Annotated in this window: 19 protein-coding genes and 2 tRNA genes; 19 read left to right on the top strand and 2 right to left on the bottom strand. The window is 35.3% G+C overall.

Going from position 1 to position 19,623, the window contains the following annotated elements; genetic code table 11:
* Positions 1-139: 139 nt before the first annotated feature.
* The 8 genes from MHI02_RS12895 (at position 140) to uvrC (ending at position 8,260) form a co-directional block, all read left to right on the top strand.
* On the top strand, positions 140-547 hold the full coding sequence (locus tag MHI02_RS12895; RefSeq protein WP_047183681.1) for a DUF350 domain-containing protein: 408 nt from the start codon (positions 140-142) through the stop codon (positions 545-547).
* Between the two features lie 168 nt (positions 548-715).
* A complete protein-coding gene (locus tag MHI02_RS12890) occupies positions 716-2,398 on the top strand; it encodes an AMP-binding protein (RefSeq protein WP_341165957.1) in 1,683 nt (560 codons plus the stop codon).
* Positions 2,399-2,603: 205 nt separating this feature from the next.
* Entirely contained in the window at positions 2,604-3,200 is a 597-nt protein-coding gene (locus tag MHI02_RS12885; protein ID WP_341165956.1) for a TetR/AcrR family transcriptional regulator, read from the top strand.
* A gap of 44 nt (positions 3,201-3,244) precedes the next feature.
* Positions 3,245-4,018 (top strand): enoyl-CoA hydratase, encoded by a 774-nt coding sequence (locus tag MHI02_RS12880; RefSeq protein ID WP_341165955.1) that lies wholly within the window; start codon positions 3,245-3,247, stop codon positions 4,016-4,018.
* 30 nt (positions 4,019-4,048) lie between these two features.
* Positions 4,049-4,822, top strand: coding sequence for an electron transfer flavoprotein subunit beta/FixA family protein (locus MHI02_RS12875; RefSeq protein ID WP_341165954.1), 774 nt, complete (start codon positions 4,049-4,051; stop codon positions 4,820-4,822).
* Positions 4,823-4,851: 29 nt separating this feature from the next.
* Positions 4,852-5,829, top strand: coding sequence for an electron transfer flavoprotein subunit alpha/FixB family protein (locus MHI02_RS12870; protein ID WP_341165953.1), 978 nt, complete (start codon positions 4,852-4,854; stop codon positions 5,827-5,829).
* 138 nt (positions 5,830-5,967) lie between these two features.
* Positions 5,968-6,282 carry a thioredoxin gene (gene trxA / locus MHI02_RS12865; protein WP_047183687.1) on the top strand — a complete coding sequence of 105 codons (315 nt, stop codon included), beginning with the start codon at positions 5,968-5,970 and terminating at the stop codon, positions 6,280-6,282.
* A gap of 187 nt (positions 6,283-6,469) precedes the next feature.
* A complete protein-coding gene (gene uvrC / locus MHI02_RS12860) occupies positions 6,470-8,260 on the top strand; it encodes an excinuclease ABC subunit UvrC (protein WP_204797695.1) in 1,791 nt (596 codons plus the stop codon).
* 236 nt (positions 8,261-8,496) lie between these two features.
* On the opposite strand, the gene MHI02_RS12855 is transcribed toward uvrC, so the two are convergent.
* Positions 8,497-8,937 carry a DUF2507 domain-containing protein gene (locus tag MHI02_RS12855; protein WP_047183689.1) on the bottom strand — a complete coding sequence of 147 codons (441 nt, stop codon included), beginning with the start codon at positions 8,935-8,937 and terminating at the stop codon, positions 8,497-8,499.
* Between the two features lie 323 nt (positions 8,938-9,260).
* Here MHI02_RS12855 and MHI02_RS12850 point away from each other — a divergent pair, with 323 nt between their 5' ends.
* From MHI02_RS12850 to MHI02_RS12835, 4 genes are all read left to right on the top strand, one after another.
* Positions 9,261-9,881 carry a succinate dehydrogenase cytochrome b558 subunit gene (locus MHI02_RS12850; RefSeq protein ID WP_047183690.1) on the top strand — a complete coding sequence of 207 codons (621 nt, stop codon included), beginning with the start codon at positions 9,261-9,263 and terminating at the stop codon, positions 9,879-9,881.
* A 27-nt stretch (positions 9,882-9,908) separates the two neighbouring features.
* Positions 9,909-11,660: a succinate dehydrogenase flavoprotein subunit gene (gene sdhA / locus MHI02_RS12845; protein WP_047183691.1), complete on the top strand. Its 1,752-nt coding sequence runs from the start codon at positions 9,909-9,911 to the stop codon at positions 11,658-11,660.
* Between the two features lie 17 nt (positions 11,661-11,677).
* Entirely contained in the window at positions 11,678-12,442 is a 765-nt protein-coding gene (gene sdhB, locus MHI02_RS12840) for a succinate dehydrogenase iron-sulfur subunit (protein ID WP_047183692.1), read from the top strand.
* Positions 12,443-12,601: 159 nt separating this feature from the next.
* Positions 12,602-13,912 (top strand): ISL3 family transposase, encoded by a 1,311-nt coding sequence (locus MHI02_RS12835; RefSeq protein ID WP_047185367.1) that lies wholly within the window; start codon positions 12,602-12,604, stop codon positions 13,910-13,912.
* A gap of 201 nt (positions 13,913-14,113) precedes the next feature.
* On the opposite strand, the gene MHI02_RS12830 is transcribed toward MHI02_RS12835, so the two are convergent.
* Positions 14,114-14,338, bottom strand: a complete 225-nt coding sequence (locus MHI02_RS12830) for a helix-turn-helix domain-containing protein (protein ID WP_010651078.1) — start codon at positions 14,336-14,338, stop codon at positions 14,114-14,116.
* Between the two features lie 407 nt (positions 14,339-14,745).
* Here MHI02_RS12830 and racE point away from each other — a divergent pair, with 407 nt between their 5' ends.
* From racE to MHI02_RS12795, 7 genes are all read left to right on the top strand, one after another.
* Positions 14,746-15,570 (top strand): glutamate racemase, encoded by an 825-nt coding sequence (gene racE / locus MHI02_RS12825; protein WP_047183693.1) that lies wholly within the window; start codon positions 14,746-14,748, stop codon positions 15,568-15,570.
* 216 nt (positions 15,571-15,786) lie between these two features.
* On the top strand, positions 15,787-16,893 hold the full coding sequence (locus tag MHI02_RS12820; protein ID WP_047183694.1) for a GerMN domain-containing protein: 1,107 nt from the start codon (positions 15,787-15,789) through the stop codon (positions 16,891-16,893).
* Between the two features lie 345 nt (positions 16,894-17,238).
* Complete coding sequence (gene rph, locus MHI02_RS12815; protein ID WP_047183695.1) at positions 17,239-17,988, top strand: ribonuclease PH; 750 nt, start codon at positions 17,239-17,241, stop codon at positions 17,986-17,988.
* A gap of 11 nt (positions 17,989-17,999) precedes the next feature.
* Positions 18,000-18,596 (top strand): XTP/dITP diphosphatase, encoded by a 597-nt coding sequence (locus MHI02_RS12810; RefSeq protein ID WP_047183696.1) that lies wholly within the window; start codon positions 18,000-18,002, stop codon positions 18,594-18,596.
* 29 nt (positions 18,597-18,625) lie between these two features.
* Positions 18,626-19,135 (top strand): metallophosphoesterase, encoded by a 510-nt coding sequence (locus tag MHI02_RS12805; protein WP_047183697.1) that lies wholly within the window; start codon positions 18,626-18,628, stop codon positions 19,133-19,135.
* Between the two features lie 312 nt (positions 19,136-19,447).
* Positions 19,448-19,521 (top strand) — tRNA-Gly (locus MHI02_RS12800).
* Between the two features lie 5 nt (positions 19,522-19,526).
* Positions 19,527-19,600: transfer RNA gene (locus MHI02_RS12795), tRNA-Arg, on the top strand.
* Positions 19,601-19,623 lie beyond the last annotated feature (23 nt).

Here is a 19,623-nt window from a genome sequence, read left to right as displayed (position 1 = left end):
AGTCGAATCGGACTTTTGAACAACCTCTCTAAGGGTTTCAATTGCACCTGGCTACTTTTTCTTTATAAATATTCACATAAGAAGTTATTTTAAAAACATGGTATGATAGGCTTGGAATAAGGACGAAAGGGGCTTTTTCATGGAAATGTTTTGGGAAAATATTGTAGTGATAACTGCTGCAAGATATAGTGTTGTTGTACTATGTACCATGATTTTCCTAGCAATTTTTGAATTGGTTACTTCATATAAAAATTGGCAAGAAATTAAAAATGGAAATTTTGCTGTCGCAATGGCAACAGGAGGAAAGCTTTTTGGAATAGCTACTATTTTTCGTTATTCCATTGAACATAACGATACGATTCTGCAAAGTATAGGTTGGGGAGCTTTTGGATTTCTTTTATTACTCCTTGGTTATTTTATCTTTGAGTTTCTTACACCAACTATAAAAGTAGATGAAGAAATAGGTAAAGGGAATCAAGCAGTTGGATTTATATCTATGATGATATCCATTGGATTATCATTTGTTATAGGTGCAAATATTCGTTGACATAGAAGAGAGGTGGAAAATGGATGGTATTTGAAAGATTAGCTAAAATATTAATAGTTGTAGCTGCTATTTTCATGATTTGCGGAGTTGTTTATTTTCTTTAAAAATATTCAAAAAATAGCATTTAATTTGTATAATGGTCATAATAAGTAAAAAGGAGGTATGTAAGTGGATTATAAAAAGTGGCATGATCATTATCCAAGTGAAATACCAATAAGCTTATCTTATGATGAAAAACCGCTACACATGTTCTTACGGGAAAGTGCTGAACGGTACAGTGGGGATATAGCGCTTCACTTTATGGGAAAAGAAATGACATTCACCGAACTTTATTTACAATCAAAAAAAATGGCCAGTTATCTTCAATCACTAGATTTAGTGAAAGGGGATAAAGTAGCTATTATGCTTCCAAACACCCCGCAATCTGTAATTAGCTATTACGCTACACTTATGGCAGGTGGTATTGTTGTTCAAACGAATCCTTTGTACACGGAAAGAGAACTTGAGTATCAATTAGTAGATTCAGAAGCCAAATTTATTGTTTGTTTAGATATCTTATTGCCGAAAGTAAAAAATGTACGTGACAGAACAAATCTTCAACACGCTATTGTTACTAGAATTAAAGATTACCTTCCCTTTCCCAAAAATCTGATTTACCCATTTATACAAAAACGTGAATATAACATAGTTGTTAATGTTGAACAAACTCATGATACCCACGTATGGAGAGATATGTTAGACATGGCAAGTAGTGAGTATCTAGAGGTGGAAATAAATCCAAAAGAAGACTTAGCCCTTCTTCAGTATACCGGCGGAACTACTGGTAATCCAAAAGGTGTGATGCTCACTCATTATAATTTAGTTGCAAATGTTCAAATGTGTAATGCATGGCTATACAAATCAAAGAATAAGCGTCAAACAGTATTAGCGGTGTTACCGTTTTTTCATGTGTACGGAATGACAACTGTAATGAATTTTGCAGTGATGCAAGGATCTAAAATGATTTTAATGCCAAAGTTTAATCCAGATGACATTTTGAAGGCGATATCAAAACAAAGGCCTACTTTATTTCCTGGTGCGCCGACAATTTATATTGCGCTATTAAACCATCCTAATCTTAATGAGTATGATTTATTTTCTATAGAGGCTTGTTTAAGTGGATCTGCTGCTCTCCCTATAGAAGTACAAGAGAAATTTGAAAAGATAACTGGTGGAAGACTTGTTGAAGGGTATGGATTGACGGAATCTTCTCCTGTTACTCACGCTAATTTTATTTGGGGAAAACGAGTAAATGGAAGTATAGGTGTACCATGGCCAGATACAGATGCGAAAGTGTTTCGTGTAGATTCCGATTTAGAAGAAGTAGATTTGGGCGAAATTGGTGAAATTGCTGTAAAAGGTCCTCAGATTATGCAAGGTTATTGGAATAATCCAGAGGAGACAGAGAAAGTATTGAAAGATGGTTGGTTGTTAACTGGTGATTTAGGGTATATGGATGAAGATGGTTATTTCTATATCGTAGATCGGAAAAAGGATATGATAATTGCAAGTGGTTATAATATTTATCCGAGGGAAGTAGAAGAAGTTCTCTATGAGCATGAAGCGGTTCAAGAAGCAGTTGTAGCCGGTGTTCCCGACTCCTACCGAGGTGAAACCGTAAAAGCGTATATTGTATTAAAGAAAGGGTACCAAATTACAAAAGAAGAATTAGATAAATTTATGAAGGAAAATCTGGCAGTCTATAAAGTTCCTAAAATATACGAGTTTCTAGATGAATTACCGAAAACAGCTGTAGGAAAGATTTTAAGAAGAAAATTGGTGGAGGACGATAAAGAAAAAGAGAAAGTATAATTTTGTATTTCTTTTTTTACAGGTTAATAGGACACGCTATGGCATTGACTTTTTTTATTATTTTTATTACCATGGAGATATGAATGAGTATTCATTCATTATATTCTTAGCAGATTAGTAAGCATAAATTTTCTTATCCTGTTAAGCACAGTTAAGGTATTCTCCAGTCTAAAATACGAATGCCAAGTTTCCTAAGGAGTAAAATATGAAAAATAATCGACCAAAGTATTATCAAATCATAGATGCCGCAGTTAAAGTTATTGCAGAAAATGGATTCCATGGTTCCCAAGTTTCTAAAATCGCAAAAGCAGCTGGTGTAGCTGATGGAACCATTTATCTTTATTTTAAAAATAAAGAAGATATATTAATTACTGTGTTTAAAGAAAAAATGGGTCAATTTATTGATAGAACCGTTCATCAAATTAATCAAAAAAAGAATGCAAATGAAAAATTATTGACATTAATCGAAATGCATTTTACTCAACTTTCAGAAGACCGTAATTTGGCGATAGTAACACAATTGGAATTAAGACAATCCAATTATGAATTACGTTATGAAATAAATAGTGTACTAAAACCTTATTTAACGGTAATTGATAATATTCTTATGGAAGGAATAAATGATAAATTATTTCGGGATAATTTAAAAATACCTTTAGTAAGGCAGATGATATTTGGAACGCTTGATGAAATTGTTACAAATTGGGTCATGAAAGATTGCAAGTACGATTTAACCACCGAGGTTGAGCAAGTTCACCAATTGTTAATTGGAGGAATTTGTCGAATAGATAAAATAGTTTAAAATTTTGATAAATTAGTTTACAATGAAAAAAGGGGAGGAAACTTATGGGGAAAATTCAGTTTGAAATCAATAAAAATATTGCAAATCTGACCATTCAAAGCCCACCGGCAAATGCATTATCTAGTAGTCTACTATCTGAATTAGAAGGAAAGCTCAATAAAATTGAAGAAGAACCATCTGTAAAAGCAGTAGTTATTAAAGGAGATGGAAGGTTCTTCTCTGCTGGAGCGGATATTAAAGAATTTACTTCTATGCAGAACTCTAGCGATAGCCGAACCTTTTCAAATAAAGGACAAGAGCTATTTAACCGGATAGAAAATTTCTCTATTCCATTTATTGCAGCTATTCATGGCGGTGCCTTTGGTGGCGGATTGGAATTGGCGATGGCTTGTCATATTCGAATCGTCACTGAAAATTCTAAACTGGGATTACCTGAAATAACTTTAGGTATAATCCCGGGGTATGCAGGAACCCAACGTTTACCAAGGTATGTTGGTAACGCCAAAGCTTATGAAATGATGCTTACAGGTGAACCTATTTCAGGAACAGATGCTTTTGCATTTGGTCTAGCTAATAAGGTGGTGAAAGAAGAGGAATTGATTTCAGAGGCAACTAAATTGGCGGAAAAAATTGTATCCATGAGTAAACCTGTTATTAATCAAATTATGCATCTAGTTAATTTTTCTAAATCTGATTTATTTGAAAAAGGGGTACAAGAAGAGGCGATTGCATTCAGTAAAGTATTTACGAATGCCGATGCTAGAGAAGGAGTTCAAGCCTTTATAGAAAAACGTAAACCTAATTTCCAAGATAAATAGAAGGATAAGAAGATAAAGGAGGAATATTAAATGAACATTTATGTATTGTTAAAAAGAACATTTGATACAGAAGAAAAGATTGTAGTATCAAATGGTGTAATTGAAGAAGATGGTGCAGAATTCATTATTAATCCATACGACGAATACGCAGTCGAAGAAGCGATTAAACAACGTGATGAGCATGGCGGTGAAGTAACCGTTGTCACAATCGGAGATGAGGAATCTGAAAAACAATTACGGACGGCATTAGCAATGGGTGCAGATAAAGCTGTTCTAATTAATACGGAAGAAGACCTTGAAGAAGGAGATCAATTTACAACAGCAAAAATTTTGGAAGCGTTTTTCGAAGATAAAGAAGTGGATTTAATCCTCGCAGGTAACGTTGCCATTGATGAAGCTAGTGGACAAGTAGGACCACGAGTTGCTGAACTACTTGGAATACCATACGTTACAACGGTTACAAAGCTTTCTATTGATGGTAAGACGGTAAATATTGAAAAAGATGTAGAAGGTGACGTCGAAGTAATTGAAAGTTCTTTACCACTTCTTGTTACCTGTCAACAAGGTTTAAATGAACCACGTTATCCTTCCCTACCAGGAATTATGAAAGCGAAAAAGAAACCACTCGAAGAATTGGAATTAGATGATTTAGACATTGATGAGGACGATGTTGAAGCTAAAACAAAAACGATTGATATTTTCTTGCCGGCTGAAAAAGAAGCAGGAAAAGTTTTAGAAGGTGAATTAGAGGATCAGGTGAAAGAACTAGTTTCACTGCTTAAAAATGAAGCGAAAGTACTATAAATAGGTGATAAAAGAAGGGAGAGGTAGACATGAGTGAGAAAATTTTAGTTATTGCAGAAACAAAAGAAGGGGAAATTCGTAATGTATCATTTGAGGCTATAGCGGCTGCGAAAAAAATAAAACCAGATGGTGAAGTTATTGGTTTAGTATGTGCGGATGATGATTTGGAAAATTTGGCACAAGAGCTTATTTACTATGGTGCAGACCGTGCGATAACTGTTAAAAATGATAATTTGAAATCATATACCTCTGAAGCATTTGGGCAAGCGGTATTAGCTGTAGTGAAACAAGAATCTCCAGATGCAATTATCATGGGCCATACATCAATCGGAAAAGATCTTTCTCCGAAGCTAGCAAGTAAACTAAAATCTGGTTTGATTTCGGATGCAATTGATATTGAAACAGACGGTGATCAACCAGTATTTATTAGACCAATTTATTCTGGAAAAGCTTTTGAGAAAAAAGTGATTACATCTGGAATACCTTTCATTACAATTAGACCAAACAACATTGCCGCATTAGATCGTGATGATTCTCGTTCAGGAAACATTAATAATGTGGATGTTGATATCAAAGATTTACGCACAATTGTAAAAGAAGTGGTTCGTAAAACTTCGGAAGGTGTAGACTTATCAGAAGCAAAGGTAATTGTAGCTGGTGGTCGTGGAGTTAAAAGTGCAGATGGATTTAAACCATTATATGAACTTGCAGAAGTTCTTGGTGCAGTGGTTGGGGCTTCACGCGGAGCATGTGATGCGGACTATTGCGATTATTCACTTCAAATTGGGCAAACCGGTAAAGTAGTTACTCCGGATTTATATATTGCAGTTGGAATATCTGGAGCAATCCAACACCTTGCAGGAATGTCTAATTCTAAGGTTATCGTAGCCATTAATAAAGATCCTGAGGCTAATATTTTTAATATCGCGGACTATGGAATCGTTGGTGACTTATTCGAAGTTATTCCAATGTTAATAGAAGAATTCAAGAAAGTAGCAGTAAGTTAACTATACCTTTGATGATGGGTCTACTTCATTTATAGAAGAGGGCCCATTTATTCTGAATAAGCAAAGTATTAGGAAGTACAATATTAACAATGGTATACTCAACCTACGTGGTTAAAGTCATAAAAAGGAGGAATTAAGATGGCTATTGAAAATGTTACAGATAAAGATTTTGCTGAACAAACTTCAAAAGGTTTAGTTTTAGCTGACTTTTGGGCTCCATGGTGCGGTCCTTGTAAAATGATTGCTCCAGTCCTAGAAGAAATTGATGGAGAAATGAGCGAAAAAGTTCAAATTGTTAAATTAGACGTAGATGAAAATCAAGAAACAGCTAGCAAATTTGGTGTAATGAGTATTCCTACTTTATTATTATTTAAAGATGGAAACGTAGTTGACCAAGTAATTGGTTACCAACCAAAAGAGGCATTAGTTGATTTAATAAATAAGCATGCTTAATGAATAACCACGATTCAATCCCTTGTTACACGAAGTAACAAGGGATTTTCTCAGCGGACAGGTATGTTAAATTCTTTTTTCCACATAAGTGCAACGAAAGTGAATCGCCAAAAAGCTTGGCAAACCCCAAGTTTTCTAAGATAATGTTCTCGTAGAATATTTCTAAATATAAAAGGATTGTAAACATATGAATAGAACGATAAGTGAAAAATTAGCGGTATTACCGGCTAAGCCCGGCTGTTATTTGATGAGGGATAGGCATGGAACTGTTATTTATGTTGGAAAATCCAAAACATTAAGAAATAGGGTTCGTTCCTACTTTACAGGGGCACATGACCAAAAAACACAACGATTAGTACAAGAGATTGTTGACTTTGAATATGTTGTTACGTCTTCAGAGATGGAAGCATTAATTTTGGAAATGAACTTAATAAAAAAATACGATCCAAGATATAATATAATGCTGAAGGACGATAAGTCTTATCCATATTTAAAAATAACCTCGGAAAGACATCCTCGACTTTTAATTACACGGAAATTAAAAAAAGATAAAGGAAAATATTTTGGCCCATATCCAAACGTTATTGCAGCTAAGGAAACTAAAAAATTATTAGACCGATTATACCCGCTACGTAAATGTAATAATCCATCCGGACGTCCTTGCTTATATTATCATATGAATCAGTGCCGAGCATGTGGGGACAATCCACTTTCTACTGAAGAATATCAAGCTATTATTCAGGAAATAACTTCTTTTCTTCAAGGTGGATTTAAAGATATCAAACAGAATTTGAAAGAAAAAATGTTAGAAGCGAGTGAACAACTTAATTTTGAGCGGGCAAAGGAATATAGAGATCAAATTCAGCATATTGAGTCGGTTATGGAACAGCAAAAAATGACCCTTAACGATAATGTGAATCGTGATATTTTTGGGTATAGTTATGATAAAAGTTGGATGTGTGTTCAAGTATTTTTTGTAAGACAAGGAAAGCTAATCGAAAGGGATGTTTCGTTATTCCCGTTTTTCGATACTCCTGAGGAAACTTTTTTAAGCTTCATTGGAAGGTTCTATTTACACGAACAACATATTAAACCAAAGCAAATACTGGTGCCTATCGGAACAGACACAGACATCTTAAAGGAATTACTAGAAGTAGAGGTCCATACTCCGTATAGAGGGAAGAAGAAAGAACTGGTAGAGCTAGCTTCTGAAAATGCAAAAATTGCTTTAAAAGAGAAATTTTCATTAATCGAAAGAGACGAGGAACGGACTATACTTGCTGTTGAAAAATTAGGAGAAGAGCTAAATATAGCAACTCCACATCGCATTGAGGCTTTTGATAATTCAAATATTCAAGGTACAAGCCCGGTATCAGCCATGATTGTATTTGTTGATGGAAAACCAAGTAAAAAAGACTATCGAAAATACAAAATTAAAGATGTGAAAGGTCCGGATGATTACGAGACAATGCGTGAAGTCATACGCAGGAGATATACTCGAGTATTAAAAGAAGATTTGCCACTACCAGATTTGATTGTTATAGATGGCGGTAAAGGCCAAATGAGTGCGGCGCTTGATGTGTTAGAAAATGAATTAGGTCTAGATATACCTTTATGTGGATTAGCTAAAGATGATCGGCACAGAACGAGTGAATTATTGTATGGGGATCCTCCAGAAGTAGTCTCTTTATCAAGGAAGTCCCAAGAGTTTTATCTTGTACAACGAATACAAGATGAGGTCCATCGTTTTGCGATATCGTTTCACCGACAATTACGTGGAAAAAGCTTATTTCAATCTGAGTTAGATAATATTCCTGGAGTCGGAGAAAAACGAAGAAAGTTATTACTTCAACATTTTAAATCAATAGATGAAATAAAGAGATCGGATTTGAAAGAAATTACAAAACTAGGGATACCTAGTAATACTGCAAAAGAAATTATTAATTTTTTAAATAAAAGTAAAGAGGAGGAGCGATAGTTTTAAATACTAACTACCCTCCTTTTTATTTGTCTAGAAAATCATAAAATTTATATGGCTGTGAATAACTTAGATACAGAAATAGCCACGTCCGGCTCCAGCGCCCAGCGACTAGCGAGACTTCCTTCACCTCCGTGCGATAAGTCAACATCGACTCACTCCGTTCGTCGTGTTTCCTTTATCTCCTACGGCTCAGTCCAGTCCGTACGTCGCTAAACGGGCGCTTGCGCCTTTGTTCATTTATCCGTAAAGTATATAGAAAATTTGATCGTGTAAATGCGTTTATTTATTTCCTCCATACATTCGCATTCTCTACCTTCAATTTGTTGAATTGCCTCAGCTAAAAATCCTGATTCTAATCGAAAATCTGTATGAAAAGGACCATTAAGTTTTAATGCTATTGAATCATCCATTAAATGAAAGATTAGTTCCTTTTTCTTTTCTTTTATTAACTCAAGTTTTCCCCAACCAAATGTCTCAAAAATAAGTATTAGTGTTTCCAATGAATCAATTTCTATATTGCGCGCTATGTTTTTTCCCATGAAATACAATAAAGAGTCCGCTTCCTTACCAAGAATTTCCGGTAAGCCTATATATCTTAGAGCATCATAGCCGGCACCATTCGTATGTAATTTTTCTAGTTGTGAAATTGTTAGTTTATCGGCTTTATCTGACATGGATGTCATCCTTTCTATTCCTCTCGTAAGTTATGCCTAAGGTATAACCTATCGTCTTATCGTCGTTTAAAATGATAACTAAACCATATTATCTATTTTATTTCGTGATTAATCAAGCCGCGATTATGAACTTTTAATATTCCAATATTCCTTTTCTCGATAAATTTAGTGTCTCGTTTTCTTGACGCTTACAATAGTTAGAAGTACAATAAACTTGATAAAAAGATTGTACAATTTTAAAAATAGGAGCAAGTTTGTTTTAAAGCGCTTTATTTTTAATAATTGTACTACAAATTCTATTAACCTACTAAGGGGGGATAAAAATGGCAGTACATAGGGAGTTGTTTTACAGAAGATTACATTCATTACTTGGGGTAGTACCAATTGGACTTTATTTGGTGACGCATTTAGTAGTAAACCATTTTGCTGTTTATGGAGAAGAAGAGTTTAATAGAGCAGCAGGTTTTATGGGAAATCTTCCATTTTTGATCTTATTAGAGATTTTTGTTATTTATCTACCAATCTTATTTCATGCGGTGCTAGGTGTGTACATTGCTCTTACAGCAAACTACAATCTGAAGAATTATGGTTTTTTCCGAAATTGGATGTTTGCTCTGCAACGTATCACTGGGATAGTAACATTAATTTTTATTGTATGGCATGTTTGGGAGACCCGTGTTCAAAAAGCACTAGGAGTAGTAGAAGTTAACTATAGTTTGATGGAAAGTATTCTATCTAGTCCATTTATGTTCTGGTTCTACGTAGTTGGTGTAATTTCAACCGTTTTCCATTTTTCAAATGGACTATGGGGCTTCATGGTTACATGGGGAATTACACAATCTCCTAAATCACAAAAAATCACTACATATGGTGTCGTAGTAGTCTTTCTTGTGCTTAGTTATATTGGAGTAAGATCACTAATCGCATTTGCTTATGGAGTATAGAGACAGAGAAAAAAGGAGTGAGTTATTATGAGTAATCGCAAAATAGCTGTTGTTGGCGGAGGGCTTGCTGGGCTTATGGCTACGATAAAAGCTGCTGAAGCAGGAGTCAACGTAGATTTATTCTCAATTGTACCGGTTAAACGTTCTCACTCAGTATGTGCTCAAGGTGGTATTAATGGAGCGGTAAATACAAAAGGTGAAGGAGATTCACCTTGGATTCACTTTGATGATACTGTTTACGGTGGAGATTTCCTTGCAAATCAGCCTCAGGTTAAAGCAATGTGTGATGCAGCACCTGGCATCATACATATGTTTGACCGTATGGGTGTTATGTTTAACCGTACCCCGGAAGGTTTACTAGACTTTCGTCGATTTGGGGGAACGCAACACCACCGCACTGCATATGCAGGAGCTACAACTGGACAACAATTGTTGTACGCACTAGACGAACAAGTTCGCCGTTATGAAGTAGAAGGCTTAGTAACGAAATATGAAGGTTGGGAATTTGTTGGTGCTGTATTAGATGAAGAAGGAATTGCAAGGGGAATTGTGGCTCAGGATATTAAATCACATGAAATTAAAGCATTCCGTTCTGATGCAACTATCTTTGCAACAGGTGGACCTGGAATCATCTTTGGTAAATCAACGAATTCTATGATTAATACAGGATCAGCTGCAAGTACCTTATATCAACAAGGTGTTAAATATGCAAATGGAGAATTTATTCAGATTCACCCAACTGCAATTCCTGGAGACGATAAACTTCGCTTAATGAGTGAATCTGCTCGTGGTGAAGGTGGTCGTGTATGGACTTATAAAGATGGTGAACCATGGTACTTCCTTGAAGAAAGATACCCAGCATATGGTAATCTAGTTCCTCGTGACATAGCAACACGTGAAATCTTTGATGTTTGTGTGAATGAAAAATTAGGAATTAATGGGGAAAACATGGTATATCTTGATCTTTCACATAAAGATCCTAAAGAATTAGATATTAAACTTGGTGGTATTATAGAAATCTATGAAAAATTCGTCGGTGAGGACCCACGTAAAGTACCTATGAAAATTTTCCCTGCAGTTCATTATTCTATGGGTGGAATGTGGGTCGATATTAATCAAATGACAAACATTCCTGGAATATTTGCTGCTGGGGAATGTGACTACTCACAACATGGTGCGAACCGACTAGGTGCTAACTCCTTATTATCTGCAGTATTTGGTGGATCCGTAGCTGGACCTAAGGCGATTGAATATATTGATGGCCTTGATAAACATGCTGAAGATGTTTCTTCTGAACTATTTGATTCTAAAGTTAGGGAAGAAGAAGAGAAATTTAAAGAATTAATGAGTATGGACGGTAACGAAAATGCATACCAGATTCACCAAGAACTAGGGGAATGGATGACAGATAACGTTACAGTAGTACGTGAAAATACTAGACTTCTAAAAACAGATGAGAAGATACAAGAATTGCTAGAACGTTGGGGAAATATCAACATCAATGATACATCTAGTTGGTCTAACCAAGGTGTTATGTTTACTCGCCAATTAAAAAATATGCTTCATTTGGCAAGAGTAATTACACTTGGTGCTTATAATCGTAACGAGAGTCGTGGAGCACATTATAAACCTGAATTCCCGAAACGTAATGATGAGGAATTTTTAAAGACTACTATCGCTGAATTCGATGAGAAAAATCAAGCACCTAAACTGAGTTATGAAGATGTTGATATATCGTTAATTAAACCACGTGAACGTGATTATACTACAAAACATTGATTGGGGAGAGAAGTAAAATGGCTGAACAAAAGACGGTTACATTTATAATAACTCGACAAGACGGCCCAGATTCTGCTCCTTACGAGGAAACTTTCGAAGTACCTTATCGGAAGAATATGAATGTTATTTCTGGGTTAATGGAAATACGTAAAAATCCTGTTAATGCTAAAGGGGAAAAAACAACACCGGTTCAATGGGATATGAACTGTTTAGAAGAAGTATGTGGTGCTTGTTCTATGGTTATTAATGGTGTTCCGAGACAATCCTGTGCTGCATTAGTAGATGAATTGGAAACTCCAGTTCGTCTAGCGCCAATGTCAACATTCCCAGTTGTTCGTGATTTGATCATTGACCGTGAGCGTATGTTTGATGCATTGAAGCAAGTTAAAGCATGGATTCCTATCGATGGTACACACGATCTTGGTCCAGGGCCACGTATGCCTGAAAAGAAACGCCAATGGGCATATGAATTATCTAAATGTATGTCATGTGGAGTATGTTTAGAATCTTGTCCAAACGTAAATGATAAATCAAACTTTATTGGACCAGCAGCATTATCTCAGGCTCGTCTGTTTAATGCTCACCCAACAGGAGAAATGAACAAGAGTGAACGTTTAGATGGTTTAATGCAAGAAGGTGGAATTAGCGGTTGTGGGAATGCGCAAAATTGTGTACAAGTTTGTCCAAAAGGAATACCGTTAACAACCTCAATTGCAGCAATGAACCGAGCAACTAATATCCAAGCGTTTAAGAATTTCTTTGGTAGTGACAACGCACATTAAAGAAATTATACTTTTTACCTACAAACAAAAACGGTTGTACAATAAATGACGTTGGTGGGAAAAACTCACCTACGTCATTTTTGTGTTTATAAATAGAAAACAAGTGAGATTCCCTGTAGAATTAAAGTCGCTGAAAACCATTCCTAGGAGGGAACTCACTTGTCTATATCAAATGATATTAGAAATATGTTAGATATTCAAGATAAAAATATTTATATGAGCGAAAATGCAGTAACGTATGGCAAACATAAAGGGAAGTCTTGTAAATTTATTAAGGCGAAATTAACATATGATGCAGATCAATGCCCAAATTGCCAGGTGGAGAAAGTAGGCTCTTCTATTTATAAAAACGGAACACAATTATCTCGTATTACCATTCCGACCATGGGAGTTTATCCAACATATTTATTATTAAGTAAGCAGCGTTTTATGTGTAAACATTGTGGTGTTAGTTTTACTGCACAAACAAATATCGTAAAGCGTCATTGTTTTATATCCTCAAATACAGAAGCCCAAATCATGATTAAATCAGCTGGAGCGCAGTCCGTTAAAGATATTTCCCAGGATTGTGGTGTATCTGAGGCAACTGTTCAGAGAATCATTAATAAAGAAGCAAATAAATATAAACCGCATTATAAAGCCCTACCTAAGCATCTATCGTTTGATGAATTTAAGTATGCCAAGGGCAAGATGGCTTTTGAATATATCGATGTTGAAACGGGTGACATCTTAGACATTTTAAATAGTCGTGATAACCGGTCTATTACAGATCACTTCATCACAAATTATAGCTTATCAGCTAGACAACGAGTAGAAACCGTGACAATCGATATGAACGCAGGTTATGTAAGTTTGATAAAAGAGATGTTTCCAAATGCAGATATTATTATTGATCGTTTTCACTTAGTTCAACTCATATCAAGAGCGATGAACAAAACGCGTGTTAAAATCATGAACCAACTCAGAACATCTAATGGGGAAGATCAGAAAAAGTATCGCCGCCTTAAACGTTATTGGAAGCTTTTACTGAAAAAAAGATCGAGTTTATCTTATACAGAATATAAATATTACGGCTTATTTGGCCAACGTCTTGAAAGTTCAATAGTGCAAGAAATGTTGGATTATAGTGAGGAACTTAAAGTCAATTATGGTATATATCAGGACCTGTTGGAGGCAATTGACGAAAAGGACTATCATGCATTAGAGAACACATTAAACAAAAAGTGTCCAACCCAGTCATCAACCTATTTAAGAACAAGCATTAAAACATTAAGAAAGCACTTGCCCTATACGAAAAACAGTTTTCAATATACGTATAACAATGGGCGAATTGAAGGTATTAACAATAAAATCAAGGTACTCAATCGGATTGCATATGGCTATCGGAATTTTAAGCATTACAAAAACCGAATAAGATTACATTTTAAACTGAAACCCGTAGTAAACAAATCACACTCTAGAGTAGCATAGCTTCCCTAGAGTGTGATAATCAAATACATATTAAAAGTCGACTAAAATACAGTACCAACGTCACTTGACGTAGAGCCACAAAAACCGACTTCTTTATCGAAGTCGGTTTTTGACATTTACTTGCTTAATCGAGTAAATGGTTTATAAGACCTAATAATCACGTGTAGTTCGGATCTTTCTATTGGGATAAGAACTAATAATTTAAAGTTTCAATTCCCCCATACGAAGAAGTTCAACTACAGCTTGTGATCGCCCCTTAACCCCTAATTTTTGCATAGCATTTGAAATGTGGTTACGGACAGTTTTCTCTGATATAAACAATTCCTGGGCAATTTCTTTTGTTGTTTTGTCTTGTACTAATAGTTCGAATACTTCTTTTTCTCTTTTGGTTAATAACTGCTTCGGTTTATACTCGTTGTCCTTCAAGTGTTAACCCCTCCTTGCTCTTATAGAGCTGCATGTTGAAGGGAAATTATCTAGTCACTATAGCTTATGAGGACGCTGGAAATTAGTGAGTGTTTTCATTCATGAAAAGTAAAATTTCATGAATAAATTTGTATCCAAACTATTATTTGAATTTAATCTAAAACTGGTGGTAATATGTAAGTTAAATAATTTTACCTACATAAATTTTAAAAAAATGGAAACGGTAACATAGGAATAGTTGACTACATATTATGAAAAAGTAAGGACTTATAACTATTTATTTTAACATATATACACGGAATGGGTTGATATGATAAACTGTTGCTTGTATATATTGAAATAAACTAGAACCTTAAATTTTGGATAAATAACCTAAAAATAAAACAGCACAGAAGAGGCGATTTTTATTGGATAGAGCAATCGGAGTAATTGATTCTGGAGTTGGTGGCTTAACTGTTGTTCAAGAGTTGATGCGTCAATTACCAAAGGAAAAGTTAATTTATTTAGGAGATACAGCAAGATGTCCTTATGGTTCTAGACCTGCTGAAGAAGTGAAATTATTTACTTGGGAAATGGTTCGCTTTTTATTAAATAAAAATATTAAAATGTTAGTTGTGGCTTGTAATACTGCTACCGCTTTTACGCTAAAGGAATTACAGCAGTCATTAGATATTCCGGTTGTTGGTGTAATACAGCCTGGTGCCCGAGCTGCAATAAAATGTACAAATAATAATCATGTTGGTGTAATTGGGACAGAAGGTACGATTCGTAGTAGTGCTTATACGAATGCATTGGAAAAAATAAATGCAGATATTCATGTTTATGGATTGGCGTGTCCTTTATTAGCTCCAATGGTTGAAAATGGAATATTGGCAGGTATGGAAGCAAAATCAGTAGTAGAAGAATCTATTTCACCATTAAAACAAAATAAAGATATGGATACATTGATATTAGGATGTACCCACTATCCATTATTAAAAGACACGATACAAGAAGTTATAGGTAACAATGTAACCATTATTTCTTCTAGTGAAGAGACTGCTAGAGAAACAAGTACTATATTAGACGTACATGGATTATTGAATAGTAAAACAGATGAGCCTATTCATCAATTTTATACTACAGGTGAGCTGAATATATTTATTGAAATAACTAGAAAGATTTTTAAGGATTCAAATTTCAGCAAGTTAGAAATTAAAAGAGCTAGTTTACGAACAAATCAGGAGGTTTAAGCTCCTGATTTTTATTTTACCTTCTCTCCTCATCTATGCTGGTAGCGAATACCAAGTTTTCCGAAATATTTTCATGCATAATCCTGTATGAGATGATGATGAATCCATGCGGAATATGTAATGAATTATTTTTAAATAGAAGTTTCCTACGATAGGTCTATTTTTTTATGATAGCTCGTATACATTATAGTACAAACTATCGTAGGAGGTATTAGCATGAATAAGAAAGGTGCTTTAATCGTTGGCGCGGTTTCGCTTTCGCTTATTTTATCTGGGTGTTTTCAAGGAGAACAGTCATTAGAACAGGAAATGGACCCACCTCAAGATGCGGAGGCTGTAAATAGCTTAGAAGATTCAACTTCTGAGAATAAGAAAGATAATGTAGAATCTAAGGATTCAGCTGACTCCAAGGGGAAGAAAACCAAATCAGATGATGCAGTTACAGAAATGGTTCCTAGAGAATTATACTTAATGGATAAGAATGGGATGGTTGCTGCTCAAACGATTGAATTACCAGGGACATCAGAAGTTGGTAAACAACTCATGGAACATCTGGTGAAAGATGGACCAGTAACCCCTCTACTACCGAATGGGTTTCAAGCCGTGTTACCAGAGGGTACTGAAATTTTAGGACTTAATTTAAAGGAAGATGGTACGATAATTGTAGATGTATCGGAAGAATTTAAAAACTATGAGCCAAATGAGGAAATTAAAATTCTGGAGTCGATGACATACACCTTAACACAATTCGAAAATGTTAAAAAGGTACAATTGTGGATTAATGGACATCCTCAGGAGGAAATGCCAGTTAATGGAACACCAATTGGGAATGGATATGCAAGAGCAAATGGAATAAATGTTGTGGAATCCAATTCAAATGATTTATTAACTGCTACCCCTGTAACGATGTTTTATCCATCTGAACATAATGAAAACAGGTATTATGTTCCTGTAACTCAGTATGTTGATTCAAAAGAGGATGTGGAAATCTATGAAGCAATTGTAGATTCATTGATTCAAGGACCTGGTTACAATTCAAATATTGTCCACGTGTTTAATGAAGGTACTAAATTAAGTAGTGAGCCGGTAATGAAAGATGGAGTTCTTAAATTAATATTTAATGAAGGTATTTTGAAAGATAAAGAGCAGTCTGTTATTTCGGATGAAGTAATGGAGACACTAGTAAGAACTTTAACTGAACAAGCTGGTGTAAAAGCCGTTGATGTAAAAGTTGAAAATGTAGATCAACTCGTGAATGAAAACGGTGAATCATATGAAGAGCCAGTAACAAAGGATACATTTACAAAAACAGAAAAATTATAAAAAGAAAGGGGTTCGAATTTTGAACCTCTTTCTTTATTGTCAGGAAATTATAAAATTTGTATGGCTGTGAATAACATAGATACAGAGATAGCCACGTCCGGCTCCAACGCCCAGCGACTAGCGAGACTTCCTTCACCTCCGTGCGATAAGTCAACATCGACTCACTCCGTTCATCGTGTTTCCTTTATCTCCTACGGCTCAGTCCAGTCCGTACGTCGCTAAACGGGCGCTTCCGCCTTTGATAATTTAGTGCAAGTTTTCTAAAAAATGAGCCTAATGAATTCTCGTGTTGCTTTTTAGCAAAATATGATAAGCTAATGATGGAAATAAGAGGAGGATTTACGTATGAGAAATGATAATCGTGAACATAACCAATTAAGAACTATTGAAATTATTCCGAATTACATAACACATCCAGAAGGTTCGGTACTTATTACAGTTGGGAATACAAAAGTAATTTGTAACGCAAGCATCGAAGACCGTGTTCCTCCATTTATGCGAGGTCAAGGAAAAGGGTGGATTACCGCCGAATATTCAATGCTCCCTCGTGCTACTACCCAAAGAAATATAAGAGAGTCAACTAAAGGTAAGGTTAGTGGTAGAACGATGGAAATTCAACGATTGATTGGTAGAGCATTAAGATCTGTCGTGGATTTAGAAAAAATAGGTGAAAGAACCGTATGGGTAGATTGTGATGTTATTCAAGCGGATGGGGGAACAAGAACTGCATCTATCACAGGCGCATTTGTTGCGGTTGTTTTAGCTTTTGGTGAACTGCTGAAAAATAAAGCGATCAAAGAAATGCCTGTAACGGATTATCTAGCTGCAATTTCTGTGGGTATATTAAAAGAAGGAATAGAAATATTGGATTTAAATTATGAAGAAGACTCAGAAGCAGATGTTGATATGAATATCGTAATGACGGGTTCAGGGGAGTTTGTGGAAATCCAAGGGACTGGAGAAGAAGCAACATTTGGTTTAAATCAGCTAAAAATGATGTTGAAACTTGCTAGTGAGGGGTTAGAGAAAATTATAGAGGTACAAAAAGAGGCAATTGGTGCTTTATCCGAACGAATAGGTGAAACCAAAAAATAAGGAGTTTTTTTATGAAACAAATTATTATTGCCACTAAAAATCGTGGTAAGGCAAAAGAGTTTAAAGAGTTTTTTTCCCAGAAAAATATAGAGGCCCTTTCGTTATTAGATATTGAAAAACAACTTCCAGACGTGGATGAAACTGGTGATACTTTTGAAGAAAATGCATCATTAAAAGCAGAAGAGATAAGCCATATATTAAATAAAGCTGTTTTGTCTGATGATTCCGGGTTAGTTATCGATGCTCTAGACGGAAGACCAGGTGTTTATTCAGCGAGATATGCTGGGGAAGATAAAGACGATGAAGAAAATGTAAAAAAAGTTCTTAAAGAATTAGAAAATATCCCGGAACATGATAGAAATGCACGATTTGTTTGTGTTTTGGCTATAGCGAGACCAGAAGGGCAAACAAAATTAGTTAGAGGGGAATGTGAGGGAAAAATAGCTTTATTCCCTTCCGGTGATAATGGATTTGGTTATGATCCTATTTTTATTCCAGATGGTTATCAACAAACAATGGCCGAGTTAGAGCCAGAAGAAAAAAATCAGATAAGTCATCGTAAACTTGCAATGGATAAGTTAGATGACTTGATAGATATATTGTTTTAGATTTTAAACCAAAGGGGCTGTCATGCGTTATGTATGAAGTATTAATTATTAGTGATAGTCATGGACTAAAAGAAGAAATCACGGAAATTAAAAGTCGGCACCCGAATATTACCATGATTCATTGCGGTGATTCTGAATTGGAATATGATTCGGTAGAACTAGAAGGAATGTATAAAGTTCGTGGAAATTGTGATTTTGATTCAAGATATCCAGAAGAAGAAATTATTTCAATTGGGGGTTTAACGTTTTTCGTTACACATGGACACTTATTCCAGGTAAAGTCAACATTTATGAAGCTATCATATAGGGCAAAAGAACTTGGTGCAGACGTTATCTGTTTCGGCCATTCTCATATTGCTGGGGCTGAACAGAATGACGGGCAATTATTTATTAATCCTGGAAGTATTCGTTTACCTAGAAATAGACACGAAAAAACATATGCAATTGTAAAATGGGAATCCATTGATCATATAAATATTCAATTTTATTCAACGGATGGATTCGAAGTGGAAGAATTATCCTATACAGCATCTTTCTAAAAAGATCATGGGGGTTGGGACATAACGAAATGTTTAACTCAAATGACGGACAATCCCGCAGAATCTCCGGAGCGGTTTATCTACTCCATTATTTCTGTAAAGTTCGGATTTCTCTTATTATAAAACATTTTATCCCAACCTCTGTGAAAAATGACTTATCCCACCTTAATGGGCAGTAAGACTCTCACCAAGCCCCCCCCACAGATAGAAGTCTTCTTTATTTTTTTATAGAAAGTGTTGACAAAGAATGTCAATTTAACTATAATTAAATTTGTCGTTAAATTATTAATCATACTTAATTTTTAAAATCATGCGGGTGTAGTTAAATGGTATAACCTCAGCCTTCCAAGCTGATGTCGTGGGTTCGATTCCCATCACCCGCTCCATTTATGTCCCAGTAGCTCAGCTGGATAGAGCAACAGCCTTCTAAGCTGTGGGTCGGGAGTTCGAATCTCTCCTGGGACGCTTTGAATCAACTACTAGAGAGA

The organism is Oceanobacillus sp. FSL K6-0118 (assembly GCF_038006665.1).
GTDB classification, from domain to species: Bacteria; Bacillota; Bacilli; order Bacillales; family Amphibacillaceae; genus Oceanobacillus; species Oceanobacillus caeni.
The sequence above is the reverse complement of the archived record's forward strand: the minus strand, read 5'-3'. Positions and strand labels throughout refer to the sequence as shown.